The following is a 17,731-nucleotide window of genomic DNA, read 5'->3' as shown; positions in this document are numbered from 1 at the left end:
CTTTATTTTATTGCTTTCCAATTAACGGATGATAGATTTCCCGTAAAGAACGCTCTATGTGAGGAACTATAAAGTCATAGTTCAATACATCGATCTCTATAGTTGTTACTCTAAATTCTAATCCATGAAGATTAGTTCTATGTCTCAATTTCATGGCATAGGTATTTTTTGTGGGACATAAATCAATATGTTCTTTGATTCGGCCATATATGTCTTTGTTTTTTCCAATGTACAAAGGCAACCACTGCTCATCATAATCTGATCTTAACTGTAATCTCTTTTTAATTACACTTGAAGAAAAGAAAGAATCATTCTTTTTTTTAGACCAAGCTTCTGCAAAATTTTTAATTTTTGTAGCTCTTTTTGTTCCTGTTAAATTTGGACTGTCTAGATTTAATTCAAAAAGATATATGCCTTTTTGTTTATTGTAGGCGAATAATTTTTTACAATCTAACTCATTTGAAACTACAAATCGAATACTTTTTTCTGTATCAAAGGTGATGTTTTTCAGATCATTTTTTAATCTTTCAATATAACTTGATATATCATTATCAAACTCTTCAAGGGTAATTTTATAACTCATACATTCAGATATCTGTTTTGGAATTACTCATTAAGTTTAGTCTTTGGTTCAATACCATTCTTTCTCATCCAAGCCAAAGCTTTTACCAAGTTCTCTTCTTTAAATTTTTCTTTTTCTTTAGACCAGTTATAGAACTTAGTAATTATTAATTTATCGTTGATTAGCTCATTGTTTTCAATAGTTTCTTTCCAACATGCGTACAAAGTAGCGACCGCTTCAATTTGAGTAGAAGTGAAGATTGTAAATTTTTTGATTATGTAATTAATTCCTTCAAGTTGATCTTCAAAATATTTATTAAAATCGTCTTTATGTTTTCCACAATTTTCAAGAGGTTTGAATTTTAATGCCTCTGCTTTTTGATATATAAACCACTTTTTGGTTACAAACTGCTTATCTAATGATCTTGCAAGCTGATTGTCGTAAGGCCCCATAGCTTGTTTTAGAAAGTTCATTGGCAAAGCCATGTTTTCTAATTCTTGACATAGAAATAGCATTTTTTGCAATTTTAAATGACCTAAAGTATAAGTGTCTTTTAACTGGAAAACAATTTCGGCAGCAAGTAATGTTCTTTTGTAAACATCTACAGGGTTTAATTTTATTGCAGTGGTTTTTGCTTTTTTGACTTTTTCGATAATCTTTTTCTCTGTTTTTTCATAAATCTGAGCTGGCTCAGCAACCATACCTAATTCTTCCTCAAGATCTCCAACCGTAACCTGACCATTCATTAACATTGGTAATAACCAATCTCGAAGTGAAGCTAGTTCTTGGTTTTCTTCTTTAATTAATTCTATCTTGTTTATGTAAGACGAAGTTATTTGGTCAAATTTATTTAAAAGATTAGTAGCAGGATATAAAACATCTATTTGAGAAACTTGTGGTGCCGTTAGCTGTTGTTGTACTGAACCAGACTTTTCAAATGGAATATTTTTTATTGTTTCAAATAAATACTTTGTGCTACATGATTCATTTGGAATAATAACAATTAATCTAATAATTGGAACAAACGGATGGTTTCTCAAAACACAAAATCCAATTGTTCCTCTTGCTGAAATGGTTATACTCTGTTTATGAATTTTTGCTTCATTTGTATATCCATATAATCCATCATTCGTTATTCCGTTAGAATAAATTGGAATTGAATAAGTTTTTGATTTTTCATTTGAATAGATTTTCGGTTTATCACCTCCAGCTTTGATTGTTGAAACTTCGCTGATTTTTTTAATCTCCCAACCCTCAGGAATTTCTCTCTTCAACTCTTCATTCCAAACCATTTTCCCACCCGAAGTTTTATACGGTTTTCCATTGTTATCAGGGAAATCAAACTGTACAAACCAGTAATCATAAAGCGTTTTTGCCATCGCCTCAAGCTCAGTATTGATTTTGTTGTTGAGTTCGATTTTGGCATCTAAATCAGAAAGAACTTTAGCTATTTTTTGTTGATCTTCATTTTCTAAAAATGCTCTAACTTCAATAGGATGCAAATGATTCCTGTTCATAGTTGGAACACCAGAGCCACTTTTGTAGTCATTCAAACCTAATGTTTTAATTAGATAATAAATATACCTAGGATTATTTCCTTTGAAATCTTTAATGAATAATGCAGTATTATGAGGAAAGAAGTTTTCTTTTATAAAATGGGGTAAACCAACAGTTCCACTTCTTCCAATTGTTATTCCAGGTCCTTTAACTTTTGATTGATTATGATAGCCTAAAATTCCATTTGACGAGATGACAGGTATTGTACCCTCTTGAAATTGAGATTTTGGCAAATCATATCCTCTTTGAAATTCAACTAAATTGCCAAGAGTTGTTTTTGAAATTCTACTCATATCTCAACCCTTTCAAATTATTATGAATCTCCAATTCCAAAGTTTTACTTTCGTTAAAAAGCTCACTTAAGCTGGTATCAAAAGTTTTCATTTTAGCAGCAAATGCTTCTGGAGTAATATCAGTATATTCTATTTTTACTTCAAAATATTGTCCAGCACTCAACGAGTAGTTTTTAACTTTTATATCTTCATACGAAACGACTACCGAGAAATCTTCTTTGGCTTCGTGTTTATTAAAAGTGTCAATAATATAATCTTCTTCCTGATGTGACAAAAGTGTTTTTTGGTTTTTGCCTTCTTTTACGGTTGTTCCTAGTTTAGATGCATCCATCAAAACAATATCGCCTTTGGTGTTTTCTTTGTCCAAGAACAAAATAGAAACGTTGGTTCCCGTAGTTGCAAAAATGTTTGATGGCATACTTACTACGCCACGCAGCATTTTGCGTTCTACCATTTGCTCACGTATTTTTCGTTCGATACCACTTTGTGCCGTGATAAATCCTGTTGGTACTACAATAGCTGCTTTTCCTTTTGCGGTAAGCGAATACATAATGTGTTGCACAAACAAAGGATAAATGGCCATACTGTCTTTCTTTGCTTTTGGTATGTTTGGCATTCCTGCAAAAAAACGATCGTTGTTTTCTTTGGTATCTAAATCGTTTACATAATCAGAGAAATCTAGTTTAAAAGGAGGATTTGAAACTATGTAATCAAATTGTTTCAATCGTCCGTTTTGCTCTTTATGATACGGTTCGAGAATAGTATTTCCTTTTACAATATTAGGAATCGAATGTACAAGATCATTCAAGATTAAATTCAAACGCAGTAAGTTAGATGATTTTTGAGATATATCCTGAGAGTAAACCGTACATTTTTCTTCGCCAATTTGATGTGCTAAATTCATTAGCAAAGTCCCGGATCCTGCACTTGGATCATAACAAGTTACATTGCTCACACTTTCATCAACTAAACAACGTGCCATGATTTTTGCCACAGCATGCGGAGTAAAATATTCAGCATATTTTCCGCCGCTATTAGTGTTGTAATCGCTGATTAGGTATTCAAAAATGGTAGCGTAAAAGTCAAATTTCTCGTGAAAGATATTCTCAAAACTAAAATTAACCAATTTGTTTATAAGAGCTTTACAAAATTCATCTCGTTTATCGGTTACGTATTTACTAATGTTTTCAAACAAAACAATTTTTTCACCGCTTTCGGTAACAACCGAGAAAACAGCACTGTTTTGTTTAGCAATATCCAACAAAGTATTATCAAATATTTCGGCAAACTTAGGTTCATTTTGACGCTCAAATAGGCTTGAGATCAATTGGTCAGGATGAATGTTAGCTGTGCTTTCACTCATTTGCATGGTCAACATTTCGTAATCATCTGTTGAATAGCTTCGCAAAGTTTTTTCCCAATCATCAGATGCAGCTATTTTTTCATCTAATTGCTTTACTTCATGAACAAATTTATCGTTAAGGAATTTATATAAAAATACTTGGGTAATAATTTTAAACTCATTTCCGTCATTTCCCAAACCATAATTGGCGCATACACTTTTTAAGTCGTCAATTAGTGTTTTGGTTTGCTTTTCAAATTGTATTGTAGTAGTCATTATTATTGTTATTCGTTTTGGGTCTTTGTTTTGTAGAATTAAATGTAGATTTAGGCTGTCCTACCATAAAACTCGTTCATGTATTCTTTTACAACCATTCCATTGATACGTTTAGAAGTTTCAGGATCTAAAGGAATGTTGTTTTTATTTTTGAATTGGTTTATCACAAAGCGGATAATCATTTTCTCAACATAACTCTCATTTTCTAATACTTTTGAGTTTTGTAATAGTTGATCATCGATTTCTTTTTTCAATCCTTTTAAGGCATCAAAAAGTTTACTTTCGCTATCTGTTAATGGATCTTTTTCCATTAGTCGTTTATGCAAACGAGCATATTTCTCGTCATTATCATATTTTGCTCTTAGCAATTGGTTTTTTCTTTCCAATTCTTTGGCTTTGCTATAAATGTGTTCCAATTGTCTGATGTTGGCTTCCATTTCCTCTTTGGTAACTTCGCTTAAATTTTTCTTTTTAAACAAACGTTCCAATTCTTCCCGCAAAGATATAAAAACAGGATCTTTTGGGTCAAAATTGCCACCTAACATTTCGCGTGTTTTTTGCAAGGTCGTTTTTAAAGTATCAGCGAGAACCATTTCTTCTTCCTTAACTTTTACAAAAGCAAAGATCACATCCTCTAAAGCAATGTTTAATAAATTAGTGGTATCAACATTTTTCTCTAGTGCTTCTTTGGTATTAATAAGAGCCAGATGATTGTTAGCTTCCCGAGATAATATCGTTAATTTATGAAAATCAAGACGTTCTAATAATTCATAATTTCCAGACAATCGAATGAGATTATACAAGCTTTTAGCATTATTCAAAACTCTATTAATTTTCAATATTTCGGTTCTATCTTGAATCTGTGAAATTTGCTGCGAAAAGACCTCGGCATTCAAAGTATCGAATGGAAATAGAACTTCTTTAATTTCGTTGATTTCTTCCTTGATTTCCGCTGCTGACTTGAAGATGTTAGAATAATGTTCCATTTCATCTCCTAACTCCGATTGTAACTCGTTAAAATAGTCCTGATTGGTTTTGTCAAACTCTTTTTGAATGTCAGCAAAATCAACTACATATCCGTATCTGAAATCTTTGTAAGTTCTATTTACCCGGGTTAGAGTTTGTAATAAGTTGTGGGCTTTAATTACGCGCCCGATATATAATTTCTTTAATCGGGGAGCATCAAAACCAGTTAGCAGCATATTATAAACAAAGAGAAAATCAATTTTTCCATCTTTGAATTCCTCAACTTTTACCTCACGATCTTTTTTGGTTCCAACATCATGCAGAATTACGGCGGCAGTCGAAACTTTACTTTTGTTTTTCTTCTGATTACCATAACTTTCACGGGGTTCAGCAACCATTTTAAGTATGCTTGAATCGATATTATTTACAGCATATTTAGATTCAAATATTTCAAACAGCATTTTTGCTTGTTCGGATGAATCACAAACCACCATTCCTCCAATCGAGTTGTCATTTGATGCAATACGTGCTTTTTCGAAATCCTGAACTATATAATCCAGCATTGGTTCTACAAATTTAGGATGCGCGTAGACCACTTTTTTATCAGCATTCCCTTTAAGGATTTCAATTTCTTCAAGTGCTTGTTTTAAAGTAAGCTTATAGTTGGTTTCAATCTCTTCGCGAATTAATCGTAAAGTATAACCATCAGCAATTGATGAATTGTAATAGTATTTATGGATGTAACTTCCAAATAGTGCCTTAGAATTATAATCAGATCCTAATAAAGGTGTCCCAGTTAATCCTATTTTTATTGCATTGTTGTCTGATTCATTTAGATTCGCGAGGAAACTTCCTTTTGGGTTGTAACTACGATGAACTTCGTCTAAGAAATATACGCGTTGGATGTTTAAGTTGTAATCTGTATTTCTAATAACATCAGGATCATCTTGGAATTTTTGGATATTCACAACTGTAATTTCAGGCTTTCCAGAATTATTATGAATAACAGATGTAGATTTAATATCTCTGGAGAATTCTTCCCTTGAATTGATATTATGAACCACTAAACCTCGGCTTTTAAATTCTTTTCCAGCTTGAATTAATAAATCTAATCGATCAACGATGAAATAGAATTTTGGAACGATACTTTTCTTTTGAAAATAGTCAGTCAAATATTTGACATTATAGAATGTTAAGGCTGTCTTTCCACTTCCTTGTGTATGCCAAATAATACCTTTTTTGTCACCTTCTTCAAGCTTTTGTTCAATTGCTTTTGTAGCAAATAATTGAGGATAGCGCATGATATGTTTTTGTAAACCGGCACTTTCTTTTACGTATGCTATTCCAAATCGCAATACAAAAGCGAGTCTGTCTTTTTGAAATAGGGAAGTGCATATTCTATTAGTTGGAGTATTATGATGCTTATTAGTAAGGAATTCAGGTGAATTTTTAATACTTAAAAGATTGGTGTCCTTAAGTACAATGTTTTCATCTTGTTCCTCTATATTTTTTAATAAAGTATTAAAATCAAACTTATCTTCTTCTCTAAAATAGTTAAATATTGGTTTGTAATAGGAGGTTGTGGCATAAAAGGCACCTTCAATAGGCAAAGATGAGTTGTCATCATACTCCATATTATTAGAGAATACCATCAATTGAGTAATGTTTACAAATTGGCGGAATTTCTTGTTTTTAAAACGAGTTTGAATGCGTTTATGTTCGGCTATTACACCCTCTTGGTTATTTGGTTTTTTTACTTCGATAAAAACCAAAGGCATTCCATTTATAAGTAAGGTAATGTCGGGACGGAATTCTTCTTCATCCTTTTTATAGGTTAGCTCAGTAACTATATGAAATGAATTATTATTGAAATTTTCAAAATCAATAAGTCGCACGTTTGATTGGTCTACAAGCTTTTCATAAAAAACCTTTCCCAGATCTTCATTTTCAAGACAAAGTGCCACTTCAATATAGGCACGATCAACATCACCTGCTGATAACTCTGGGTTTAGTTGCTTAATTTTTTCGGTGAAGATGTCCGTGAAAATATTGGTAGACTCATCCCATTTTTGATTTGATAATGATAAGTAACTATAACCCAATCGCATTAGGTGCAATATGGTTGGTATTTTAACGCGAGAATCTTCGTTGAAAGCCATTAATATATAGATCTTTAAAATAAGGAGTCGCTAAAATATAGATAAATTATTGAACTTTTTGAATCTTTAGGTCTTTAATTGAGTCTTGGGCATGTATACTGTTTGTTTTTGTTTATATGTTTCTGCTTTTCAAATGTGATCAAGTACTTATGAAGAGGTAATTACTGTCTAATAAAGGATTTTAATCTTTTACAGCAATCTGCAAAACAAACCGTCCTATAAAAAAACATAGCTTTTTATGGGATGGTAGTGGATCATCGCCTTCATTTCGTAAATGTATAAACCCATTATAAAGACTTTTAGTAAATTTTAAATAGTGAAAGAGGCAATATGCTAAAAAGGCACTCAAAAAAATATTACTTTTGAAATTTACTATAACTAGATGCTCAACTCAACAGATATAATTGCAATCGTAAATTCCGGAGAAGGATTCAATGCAGAATTTAAAGTAAATCTTCCCTCTAATCTAAAAAGCATTACTGAAGAAGTATGTGCCTTCGCAAACGCTTCGGGTGGTGTAGTGCTGGTAGGGGTTGATGATAAAAATATCATCAAAGGAGTTAATATAGATAATGCAAAACGTTCAGCAATACAAAACTCGATTGGAGAAATTTCCCCGCAACTGCAATGCGAATTCTACATCATCGAAGTGGATGGTAAAAATATAGGGTGATAGAAGTTCCTTCTGGACAGAATAAACCCTATGTTCTTTCCGGTGCAATTTATGTTCGTCAAGGTCCCAATTCCCAAAAGCTTACAACTGTAGAAGAAATGAGAGATTTTTTCCAGCAGGCTGATCATATTTACTTTGATGAAGCCCCCTGTACAGAAATAAATCTAGCAACCGATCTCGATGCAGAAAATATCGCTGTCTTTAGAAAAGAAGCAGGTTTAAGCGATATCGTTTCAGAAGAGCAAATATTTCAAAATTTAAGGTTAAGCACAAAAGATGGTTATTTTAAAAATGGTGCAGCATTATTCTTCGCCAAAGAGCCAAATTACTTTTTCGAAAAAGCAGTTATCCGTTGCGTTGTTTTTGATGGAACAGATAAACGATACATCATTGACGATAAAGTAATGGCTGGGGCGCTATACCAGCAATTTTTAAAAAGTATGTTATGGCTGAAATCAAAACTTGATATTCGTTACGATATTGAGGGTACAGGTTCTAAACCCAGAGTGGAATTATGGGAAATTCCAGAAACGGTATTCAAAGAAGCAATTATTAATGCACTTGCCCACAGGGACTATTATGATAAAGGCGGGCGCATTACTATTGAATTATTCAATGACCGTGTAGAGATTAGTAATCCAGGCGGTTTAGTAAGTGCTATTTCTAAAAATGATTTTGGAAAAAGAAGTCTAAGCCGTAACCCTTTAATATTCGGATTGTTTGAAAGAATGCGAATGGTTGAACAAATTGGTTCGGGTATCAGCAGAATGCGTGACCTAATGAAAGAAAATGGATTAACCCCACCTGAATTTGATATTGACGGAATGTTTACCATAACATTAAGAAGGTCTTTCGATTTCAATAAGTGGGTGAATAAGTGGGTGAATAATTTATCCGAAAAACAAATAATAATACTTACGGCAATTCATAGAAATAATAAAATTAAAAAATCTGAATTACAACAACTAGTTGATTTTGGTGCCACTACATTGGATAATAATATAGATATTCTTAAGAGAGAAGGTCTATTAGAACGTGAAGGTACAAAAGGAGGAGCTTGGATAATACATTATATCAATCCAAAAATAGGTGAATAAGTGGGTGAATAAATAGATATAAGTTAGGATGTAATTATAGATGTTCTGATATGATACAAGAAGAATTAAAATAAGTATTAGATATTATTAGATAATCCTTTTCTCTTTTTTTTCTTTCTTTTGTTTTTCAATTGATTCGTTATGTAGTCTGACGAATATTCAACGTGTATAAGCATATCCAATGCTTTCACTAAATCAGGAGTAGTAAGAGTATCTTTTTGTTGTTGAAGATTCTCAATCAAGAATTCTTTAGAAGTCAATTTTTCAGAAATCTGACTCCTTTTTCCTTCACCAGCAATCTTTAATCCACAACGTTCTTCAATTGCTTTTGCACTATATTGTTTCCCTAGGCTACTTCCTTTGAAAACGTTTTTTGTTGTATGGTCAATATAGGTAATGCCATAAAGCTGACCTTGGGAACTTCTTCTAAACACAGTGTGAATACCTTCTTTTTCTAATAATTTTGTCAGTTCGTTTATGGATATACGATCTCTTAGTAGAGCCTTGTCAATGATGTTTTTTACTTTTAATTTGTCTGGAATTCTTCTAATTTTATTTTCCTTAAATTTTTCTTCCAAGAATTTCAAAGTCGGTTTGAAGTAAAAATCACTTGCCTTTATCGGTACGCCAATTGGCTTTCCCTGTCCGTCAAGTATTCGATACACTAATCCATTTGCTAAAAATATTTTTGAATTCTCGCTACCACGGTCAGCCAAAATATTATATTGTTTTAGTACAGCATTGAGTTCGTGAAGGCTTGAATACTTGTACTCATTCAGTACCTTATTTAGAACATTGGTTAAGGCTTTCTTTGATTCCATTTTTCCATAGTGAATCCTACCGATAGAAATAGACTGCAAATTAAATGCCTCCTTCTTTTTTCGGCCTTCTGCTTTTACGAGTCCAAACAATTCTTCGATTTCTTTTCGGGCTGGTTCTGATTTTCGAATGCTTAAAAGATGTAAATCTATTTTTTTTCCATTTCGTTGAATATTATTAGTAACTACATGAAGATGTGGATGCCCCGCATCGTAGTTCTGATATACTAAATATGGCTGTTTTCCAAATCCGATTTTCTCCATGTAAGTGTCTGCAATTTCCATAAGCTTTTCTTTAGAATGATTTTCCGAAGGGTCAAAATTCAATGAAATATGCACAGCGTTTCGCTTAACGTTTTCGTTAAGCGAAACCTGTTTTATAAAGCGGTTGAGTTTTAAAGTAAAATTAAGCCTGTCGAGTTCCAGTGTATGGCCGCAAAGCTTCAAAAACGTATTGCAAATTCCAACGATATTGACCACCCAATTCACGCAGTTGCAGATGTCCATATTTAAATTTATTTTCTCTTTTGGCTGGAGAATTATTTAAACTTTTAAAAAAAGTTCAAGAAATTATTTTCAATGTTTTTTGAAAGTGTACGCTTCTTAAAATCATATGAAGCAATAACAGAAAAAAGAAGCGTACTTTTTCAAACAATATTACTTTTGAAATCCACAAAGTTCTGACTCTTTACAGGAAGATTTTTTTGGTTTTCTTAGGGGCATAATGGCAATTAAAAACTTATTAATTCTTTGTGCTAACGAGAGTAATAGTATCGGTGAGATTATGATTTGAAATGTAATCCAAAACAAAGTGTTCCGCCTCTTTTTTATTCTCGGGGGAGGTAGAAAATGAGTTAAGGTAAAAGTCTTCATTTTCATCTGCAATGTGAATGATTTCAGTATACTTTTTAGCAATTAATGCACCTTTTAATTTCAATACTTTAAGCTCGTCACCGTTGCCAATTTCCTTTCTCACACGGAGTTTAATAGTCTTGTCCATTTTGTTGGTTTTTTATTATTGTTGCACCATAAAATAAAATTTTCTGAAACAAAAAAGAGACCCTGTTTAGAGTCTCAATTTTGGAATTAATTTGCCTTCTATAAAGGTTATTTTTCTTTTAGTAATTTTTCCAAATACTCGACTTTATCTTTCTCGGCTTGAACCAAACGTTCGTATAGTTTGATTTGCTGTTCGTGGGATTGGATTAATTTATCTAATGGATTAAATGTGCAGTGATAATTCCCTACAGTTCCCTGACTATTATCGTAAAAATTATTAAAATAGTTGAACACACTTTCTTCCGAAAAATTTTTAATTGCTTCAGGTGTTACACCAAGAGCTTTTGCAACTTCTACAAGTTTTTCTTCATCTATCGTTTCGCTATTCTCCATAGCGGATATTGCCTGTTGGTTTGTTCCCAAAGCCTGCGCCAATGCTTCTTGTTTCATATCTCGAAGTTCACGAATACGGCTGATTTTTCGCCCTATATGATTTGGTTTTGTCAATGTGCTCATAGTTCAAAGATAATAATTCGGAATAAAAAAATAAGCAATCCGTAAAAAACATATTTGGTACTGTACGATACAGAGCAAAATGATTCGGTACAGTACTCATTCTGATTTACTTGCATGTATAAACAAAAATACAATTTTTCAAATAATTATTAACTAAAAATTTAAAATTATGAATGCAATTGAATTTTCACAGCAAAAAGAATTGAAGGAAGTAATTACAGATCACATTAAAACATCTGCTATTTATTGTTTTGGCAAACAGGAAACAGTTTATCGTTCGAGCAGGAAAATTTATCCTGATAAAGAACTACAAAAAGAACATAGTCATTTATATCTCTTAGTTTTTGTACATGAAACCAAAGAGAATGCAGGCAGTGATATAAGTGATAAGATAAACGCAAAGACTCAGGGATCTTTGACCGCAACTGTACTTATACACCATGTACAAAGTCTTAAAGACCCCTGCCAAGACCAGCAGTTTTTCTTTTGGCAGATCATGCAGAACGCAGAGCTGTTATTTCAAGATATTAACAAGCCACCTTATTTAAATATTAGCGAAACTCCAAAAAGAAATTTAAACTCCACATCGCATTATATAGCATGGAGGAATAATAATATTGCTACAATCTGGGGCTGGGTATATAATGATGATGATGCTTCTAGTTCGGATGAAGTAAAAATGTCCGCTCTTCATCAAATAGTGGAGCAAATATGTTTGTCTTTGATCCGTGTCTTTATAGGCTACACTCCCAATCATTTTGCATTGGAGTATCTATTTAATCTCTGCGAATACTTTACTACCATAACTGCAGACTTTTTCCCTCGACAAACTCGGGAAGATAAAACCATATTTAAACTTCTTAAGCAACAGCCCAACACGTTACGCTTTAGTAAGACTAACGATGTTGATTATTTATATTATCAGGTAGTGGAAGAAAGATGTGAAAATTTTAAAAATCAAGCGGAAATTTTGATTCAAAATGAAATCAATCGACAAAATGAAGTTGAAAATGAAGCCGAGAAAACCGATAAAGAACTTGTATAAATTATGAAAAAGAATAGAATATCCTTTGAATCTATTTTTTGGGCTGGTCATGAGATTAAAAGTTCTTCTCAAGTGCTGGAGGCTTTTTTTGACTTTGCCCATCTTGATTGTTATAAAGAGATACTGTGCGAAGCTTTTTTATATGTCCATAAAAAGAAAGTGTATAAAAAAGATTATCCCGGACAGGTAATTGTTTTCTATACTGCTCTGCGCTCTTTTCTTAAAGTTTGTTTTCTCCTGCAGTACAAAAACGAAAAATGGAAAGTGAAAGACTCGTCTAACTGTAAGTCAAAACTTCATCTGGCTTCCCTGACAAAGGAAGAGTATGAGAATCCTTTCCTTGTATTTAAAAAAGCATTTGCCGAGAAAACCATTGATGAATTCGAATTCTTCCTATTTGAAGTTATACACCTGTCACTGTCTCGATGCACCGAAGAATTTGATTATGACTTGATCACACCCTACATCTATTTAATCAAAATGCTGGATGCAAGCCAGCTTATGCGTGAAAGAGGGATTGAAAAGGTCAAAAATAAAGAACAGTCTTAAGGATAATGTCTCCATTAATGAAATAGAATATGCTTTTGCCCATACTAAAATGCACTAATGCTAAATTTTTTAATATGAAAAACAATAAAAATTTTAAGAAAGAAAAAACACTTGTAAAATCAGTAGATCAGGCAAATACAGTACTGCATATGCTCCTGCAGAATTCAAAAAAGAATCTCGAAAGCGGGATTTCAGAACTTCTCAATAAATTGAAAAATCCCAAGCTCGATTTGTTACTTGACAGATATCCCGACCTCCTGCAGGAATACGATCTGGAAGAATTGCTTGCGGGCAGTCTTGAAATCACTGACAGCAAGATGCAGGACGTCAAGACAGCAGGACTGCTGTCGTGCCTGCAATTACTGATACATTTTTGTTATGAACTAAAAGAAAATCCAAATCCAGCTGATAAGCGATTTGATAGTCTCAGGTATATTTTAAAATCCATTACCTGCTGCCAGTTTGTACATGAACTGCTCTTTCTTATTATAATAGAACTGGAAAGCGATCCTGAATTGCATGAACATATTGACCTGATGACATGGTTTGCGTTAGTGAGGCTATTTTTAGAATCGGTTTATTCTTATTTCAATAGTTCTGATAAAAACTTCAAAAACACGACATGATGAAACTTCAAGCAGACCGCTAGATAAATTATTAATCGATTTAAAATATAGATTATGGAAAAAGATAAAATCAAATTAAATGAGTTCATAGAGAACCCAGAGCAATATTTTGTACTGCTCAAGCAGACATTTGAAACAAGAAACGACATACACAATATTGAAATTAGTGTTGAAGGATATAGAGATCTGTTTTGTATGATAATGGATTTGCTTAAAACAGCAAAATTTGCTTTAGACGGAATTGAAGTCAGTACTGAGAGTGCTATACATACCGAAAGATATGTTGGAAGTCTTTTGAGAATAATAGAAACGCTGATTCCATTGGAAGAAGCGGAATTACTGGATATGCTTTACCTAAAATATTTAAATGAAAAAAATAAGAGTGATTCCAATTAACCTGTTTCCAATTGTAATTTTAATAAAACGCCGACTTCGGAGGCGTTTTCCAGCCCCCTGCAAGGGCAAGTTGTTTTGAGATGCAGAAAGTATTTCAAGCATCTCAAAACACAACTTGCTATTTTCTCTCGAAAATATTCTTACCGATGGTTTTAATTGAAAGGGCTTGATGCCCTTTTTTTGTTTTGCTGGTATTTAGGAATGTTATGTACTGTGATTCGTTTGATCAAAATCAGCCTTGATAAGACTGTGCAGAAATAAGATAGTATTGGCAGTCCAGGCTTTAATGCGTTTAAGTCCATAAATTCTAGAGAAATTTAACTGCAATTCTCTGCCGAATTGGAAATATACAGATGTGTACATTAAAATTTAAATACATCTTCTCATGCATATTTAAGTATAAATGCAATTCTGTACGGACGGGCAGATTTACAGATATATTTAATCCTATAAGTAAATGCGCTTGTATAGCTGTATTTATGTACATACGTTTTTACAATTTTACTCTTTTGCATAGGTATGCTTTTACGTATAGAGATGAATGCTCCCTTATGTGAATAAGTAAATAGAGTTTCAGATACGCACATATATCCATATCTAAAAACATAAATATATTTTCAAAAGAAACAGAAAAACCGAAAAAAAGAAAAAGAAAGCAATTTTAAAGGATGGGATGCAGACAGGACAAAAGGAAACGGAATAAGTCCCGAAGGGTGGTTTGTGAGGCACGAGCAAAACATTATGCCGTAGTCTTTTGGACAGGCTGATCCATCACGTCCTACCTTGGTTTTCTTTTTATTATTTCTTTTGGCAGATTATAAAAAGCCATGATAATTAAAAACCTGACATATACTGCCAATCAAAGTCTTAAAGTGCCAAAAAGAAGAATCTAAAAAGTCTTATAATTACCTTTTGCCGTAAAATCAAAATCATGAAAAAAGATAAGCACAAAAATAAAGAGCAGAAAAAAAAGAAAAAGCCTTTTATATCGCCAAAACCTGAGGAGGTAAAAAAGAAGGAAATTAAAAAAAAGGATAAGAACAAAATTCCATTTATACAGGTAGACAGGGGTGGAAACATCTTTACAAATTTCTTCTCTAATTTTCTTAAACAATTTAAAAACCCAACAAAAACAGGACTTGGCGGACTGTTAGATAAGCTATTGATTATTAAAATTAAGGAAAGTGAAAAGAAGCCAGCAGAGAAGCCTGAAAAGCCTTTGGATATAATGGGGTCTGTAAAAACGGTTTTTCGTTATGTAAACAATAATAGCACGGACAATTTAACTCCAAGCGAAAAAGAATCATTGAGACAGCGTACAAACCAGCCACTTAATATTGACATTAAAACCCAGCAGAGTAATGACGAGGAAGTAAATAAACCAAGAAAAACCCGTTTAGGGATTTAGGTATTCACTAAATCCAGTGGTACGGTTTGTTCTTACGGTTCAGGTAGCAGTACATTTCTTCCTTTTTGAGTTCGGGAAAGAATTTAAGGGCATCTTCAATGGAATAATTTGGAAGGAAGTAAATCTCATCCCGGACAGCTGTAATCACTTTTTCAGGACCATAAAAACGGACGATTTCATCAATTTCATCCTGGCCTCCACGCTCTATAATACGAGCAATTACCATTTTATACGAACGTTCCCAATTAATGGAATCAAAGATGAATTACCAAAAGAATGTGGGATGAAGATTGGGGATTTCTTGGTGTTTTTTTGCCTTTTTCATACTATAAATTTAATGATTTTCAGTGGGTTATGCAACGATTTACCTGTGGAAATCGTCCTTTCTTTTAAGAAATAAGAAGCCGATTACTTCCAAATACTTCCACATTGGAGTGTCATTGCTGATAATAAAATATATTAGTTTTTACTTTTTTTAAGCAATACCAGCAATAAAAAATCATGGAAAACAATAGCAAAACCAACCCACACAAAGGAGGCAGGCATCCCAAAAAAGATCCTGCTGTTCACCGCTATTCGATCAGTCTTACCGCTGAAGAAAATGCCCGCTTTCTATCCTTATTTGAACTGTCTGGCATGACTGTAATGGCGCACTTTATTACGGCATGTATTTTCCAAAAAGGCATCACAACAATAAAGGTTGATAAGGCTTCAATCGAATATTATGTGCGCCTGACAGCCTTATTCGGACAGTTCAGGGCTGTCGGGGTAAATTACAATCAGGTAGTGAAGATTTTATACCGTAATTTTTCCGAAAAGAAAGCCTCTGCATATCTCTACAAACTGGAAAAGCAGACTGCTGAATTTGCTTTTTTGTCTCAAAAAATAATACAGCTTACAGTGGAATTTGAAGAAAAGCACCTGGTAAAAAAGTCTTGACATGATAGCGAAAATCGCAAGAGGCACTAATTTATATGGTGCCTTAACCTATAACTATCAAAAGGTTGAGAAAGAAACTGCGCAGGTTTTGTTTGCCCAGAAGATTATCGAAGCTCCCGACGGCAGTAATTCCGTACAACAGCTTACCCGCTCTTTTGAATTATATCTGCTGGCCAATAGAAAAACGGAAAAACCAATACTTCATATTTCACTGAACCCTGACCCGAAAGATAAAGTAAGTGATGCTGATTTTGAAAATATGGCGCAGGACTACATGAAGCAGATGGGGTACGGAAATCAGCCTTTTGTAGTATTTAAGCACACCGATATTGAGCGCACCCACATTCATATCGTGTCGGTCTGTGTGGATGAAGAAGGTAAAAAGATTTCAGATAAGTTTGAGAAAAGGCGTTCGATGGCTGTCTGCCGGACGTTGGAAGAACAGTACAGCCTTACATCTGCTGTGGAGAAAAAGCAAGATTCGCAGTATCAAATATTCAAACCCATTGATTATAGGACAGGCGATATAAAAAGCCAGATGGCATCAGTACTGCGCCATTTACCCCAAAATTATCAGTTCCAAACTTTGGGAGCGTACAATGCCCTGCTTTCCCTTTACAATATTACTGCCGAAGAAGTCAAGGGCGAATATAACGGAATCCCAAAACAAGGATTGGTATATTTTGCACTCAACGAACAGGGAGAAAAAACAAGTAATCCCTTTAAGGCTTCGCTGTTTGGCAAAAATGCTGGCTATACACAACTGCAATCCCAATACGAACAGAACAGGATAAAATTAAAAGATCATCCTGCTAAGGGATCAGTTAAAGACAGGATCGAACGAGTAATGCAGACTGCATCAAACGAATCGCAATTTAAGAAAGAACTGTCGGAACAGGGGGTCAATGTTGTGGTGCGCCGAAATACTGAAGGTCGTATTTACGGCATTACTTTTATTAACCACAAATCCCGCTGTGTGTATAACGGTTCAGAGCTTGGTAAAAACTTTTCGGCAAATGTATTTAATGACTGGTGGAATAACGGTATTAAAACAGACATGCAAGAAAAAGAAAACACGGCTTCACAGAAAAGTGCACATGCAGGCGAACAGATTAGCCAGCCACACAGCCTGTTTGACTTTTTAGGGAAGGAAGAGAAGCTTTACAGCGGGCAGGAAAACAATTTTATTGAAGCATTTGGAAACTTACTGCCCGAAACACAGGGAGAAGATTTTCAGGAAACTGCCTTTGCCAATCAGATGAAACGAAAGAGTAAACACAGAAAACCAAGGCTTTAAGTTGGTCTTTGAGTACGCGTGAAATACAAAAAAAGTATGAAACACGATTTTTCAATGTATCATACATAAAGAATTGATAGGATACATTATTGTAATTTTTTTAATTGTGGGTTATTAAAAAAATGCAATTCCTCGGTTATGTTCCAATGCATCTCTTTAATTTATCCTATTAGATCTCCACCTTATGGTTTTCCGCAATATGAAAACCCACTG

General features: G+C 33.5%; 17 protein-coding genes. 9 read left to right on the top strand and 8 right to left on the bottom strand.

Annotated features, from left to right (window positions below; translation table 11 throughout):
• Positions 1-7: 7 nt before the first annotated feature.
• Genes ACUN3A_RS04960 through ACUN3A_RS04945 form a run of 4 tightly spaced genes read right to left on the bottom strand, consistent with a single transcriptional unit; the run spans position 8 to position 7,155 of the window.
• Entirely contained in the window at positions 8-583 is a 576-nt protein-coding gene (locus tag ACUN3A_RS04960; protein WP_445550233.1) for a hypothetical protein, read from the bottom strand.
• Positions 584-606: 23 nt separating this feature from the next.
• Positions 607-2,412, bottom strand: coding sequence for a restriction endonuclease subunit S (locus tag ACUN3A_RS04955; protein WP_445550232.1), 1,806 nt, complete (start codon positions 2,410-2,412; stop codon positions 607-609).
• Positions 2,405-4,030: an HsdM family class I SAM-dependent methyltransferase gene (locus tag ACUN3A_RS04950; RefSeq protein WP_445550231.1), complete on the bottom strand. Its 1,626-nt coding sequence runs from the start codon at positions 4,028-4,030 to the stop codon at positions 2,405-2,407. Before ACUN3A_RS04950 ends, ACUN3A_RS04955 begins: the two co-directional genes overlap by 8 nt.
• A gap of 50 nt (positions 4,031-4,080) precedes the next feature.
• Positions 4,081-7,155 carry a type I restriction endonuclease subunit R gene (locus tag ACUN3A_RS04945; RefSeq protein ID WP_445550230.1) on the bottom strand — a complete coding sequence of 1,025 codons (3,075 nt, stop codon included), beginning with the start codon at positions 7,153-7,155 and terminating at the stop codon, positions 4,081-4,083.
• 382 nt (positions 7,156-7,537) lie between these two features.
• Here ACUN3A_RS04945 and ACUN3A_RS04940 point away from each other — a divergent pair, with 382 nt between their 5' ends.
• Together ACUN3A_RS04940 and ACUN3A_RS04935 are read left to right on the top strand one after the other, a co-directional pair.
• A complete protein-coding gene (locus tag ACUN3A_RS04940; RefSeq protein WP_445550229.1) occupies positions 7,538-7,828 on the top strand; it encodes an AlbA family DNA-binding domain-containing protein in 291 nt (96 codons plus the stop codon).
• Between the two features lie 98 nt (positions 7,829-7,926).
• A complete protein-coding gene (locus tag ACUN3A_RS04935) occupies positions 7,927-8,925 on the top strand; it encodes an ATP-binding protein (RefSeq protein ID WP_445550228.1) in 999 nt (332 codons plus the stop codon).
• Positions 8,926-9,002: 77 nt separating this feature from the next.
• Here ACUN3A_RS04935 and ACUN3A_RS04930 read toward each other — a convergent pair whose 3' ends face one another.
• The 3 genes from ACUN3A_RS04930 to ACUN3A_RS04920 form a co-directional block, all read right to left on the bottom strand.
• Positions 9,003-10,250 carry a relaxase/mobilization nuclease domain-containing protein gene (locus tag ACUN3A_RS04930; RefSeq protein ID WP_445550227.1) on the bottom strand — a complete coding sequence of 416 codons (1,248 nt, stop codon included), beginning with the start codon at positions 10,248-10,250 and terminating at the stop codon, positions 9,003-9,005.
• A gap of 235 nt (positions 10,251-10,485) precedes the next feature.
• On the bottom strand, positions 10,486-10,743 hold the full coding sequence (locus tag ACUN3A_RS04925; RefSeq protein WP_445550226.1) for a hypothetical protein: 258 nt from the start codon (positions 10,741-10,743) through the stop codon (positions 10,486-10,488).
• A 107-nt stretch (positions 10,744-10,850) separates the two neighbouring features.
• On the bottom strand, positions 10,851-11,258 hold the full coding sequence (locus ACUN3A_RS04920) for a helix-turn-helix domain-containing protein (RefSeq protein WP_445550225.1): 408 nt from the start codon (positions 11,256-11,258) through the stop codon (positions 10,851-10,853).
• A gap of 169 nt (positions 11,259-11,427) precedes the next feature.
• Here ACUN3A_RS04920 and ACUN3A_RS04915 point away from each other — a divergent pair, with 169 nt between their 5' ends.
• The 5 genes from ACUN3A_RS04915 (at position 11,428) to ACUN3A_RS04895 (ending at position 15,282) form a co-directional block, all read left to right on the top strand.
• Complete coding sequence (locus ACUN3A_RS04915) at positions 11,428-12,303, top strand: hypothetical protein (RefSeq protein ID WP_445550224.1); 876 nt, start codon at positions 11,428-11,430, stop codon at positions 12,301-12,303.
• Positions 12,304-12,306: 3 nt separating this feature from the next.
• Positions 12,307-12,852 (top strand): hypothetical protein, encoded by a 546-nt coding sequence (locus ACUN3A_RS04910; RefSeq protein ID WP_445550223.1) that lies wholly within the window; start codon positions 12,307-12,309, stop codon positions 12,850-12,852.
• 74 nt (positions 12,853-12,926) lie between these two features.
• Complete coding sequence (locus tag ACUN3A_RS04905; RefSeq protein WP_445550222.1) at positions 12,927-13,478, top strand: hypothetical protein; 552 nt, start codon at positions 12,927-12,929, stop codon at positions 13,476-13,478.
• A 54-nt stretch (positions 13,479-13,532) separates the two neighbouring features.
• On the top strand, positions 13,533-13,874 hold the full coding sequence (locus ACUN3A_RS04900; protein WP_445550221.1) for a hypothetical protein: 342 nt from the start codon (positions 13,533-13,535) through the stop codon (positions 13,872-13,874).
• A gap of 931 nt (positions 13,875-14,805) precedes the next feature.
• Entirely contained in the window at positions 14,806-15,282 is a 477-nt protein-coding gene (locus ACUN3A_RS04895) for a hypothetical protein (protein ID WP_445550220.1), read from the top strand.
• A gap of 7 nt (positions 15,283-15,289) precedes the next feature.
• Here the strand turns inward: ACUN3A_RS04895 and ACUN3A_RS04890 are convergent, their stop codons facing one another.
• Positions 15,290-15,532, bottom strand: a complete 243-nt coding sequence (locus tag ACUN3A_RS04890) for a DUF6922 domain-containing protein (protein WP_445552811.1) — start codon at positions 15,530-15,532, stop codon at positions 15,290-15,292.
• 251 nt (positions 15,533-15,783) lie between these two features.
• Between ACUN3A_RS04890 and mobA the strand changes: the two genes are divergently transcribed.
• Positions 15,784-16,221, top strand: coding sequence for a conjugal transfer protein MobA (gene mobA, locus ACUN3A_RS04885; RefSeq protein ID WP_445550219.1), 438 nt, complete (start codon positions 15,784-15,786; stop codon positions 16,219-16,221).
• 1 nt (position 16,222) lies between these two features.
• Complete coding sequence (gene mobB / locus ACUN3A_RS04880) at positions 16,223-17,518, top strand: conjugal transfer protein MobB (protein ID WP_445550218.1); 1,296 nt, start codon at positions 16,223-16,225, stop codon at positions 17,516-17,518.
• Positions 17,519-17,731: the final 213 nt, after the last annotated feature.

It is taken from the genome of Flavobacterium sp. WC2509, assembly GCF_052683105.1.
Note: the sequence above shows the minus strand (reverse complement) of the source record. Positions and strands in the feature narration are given on the sequence as shown.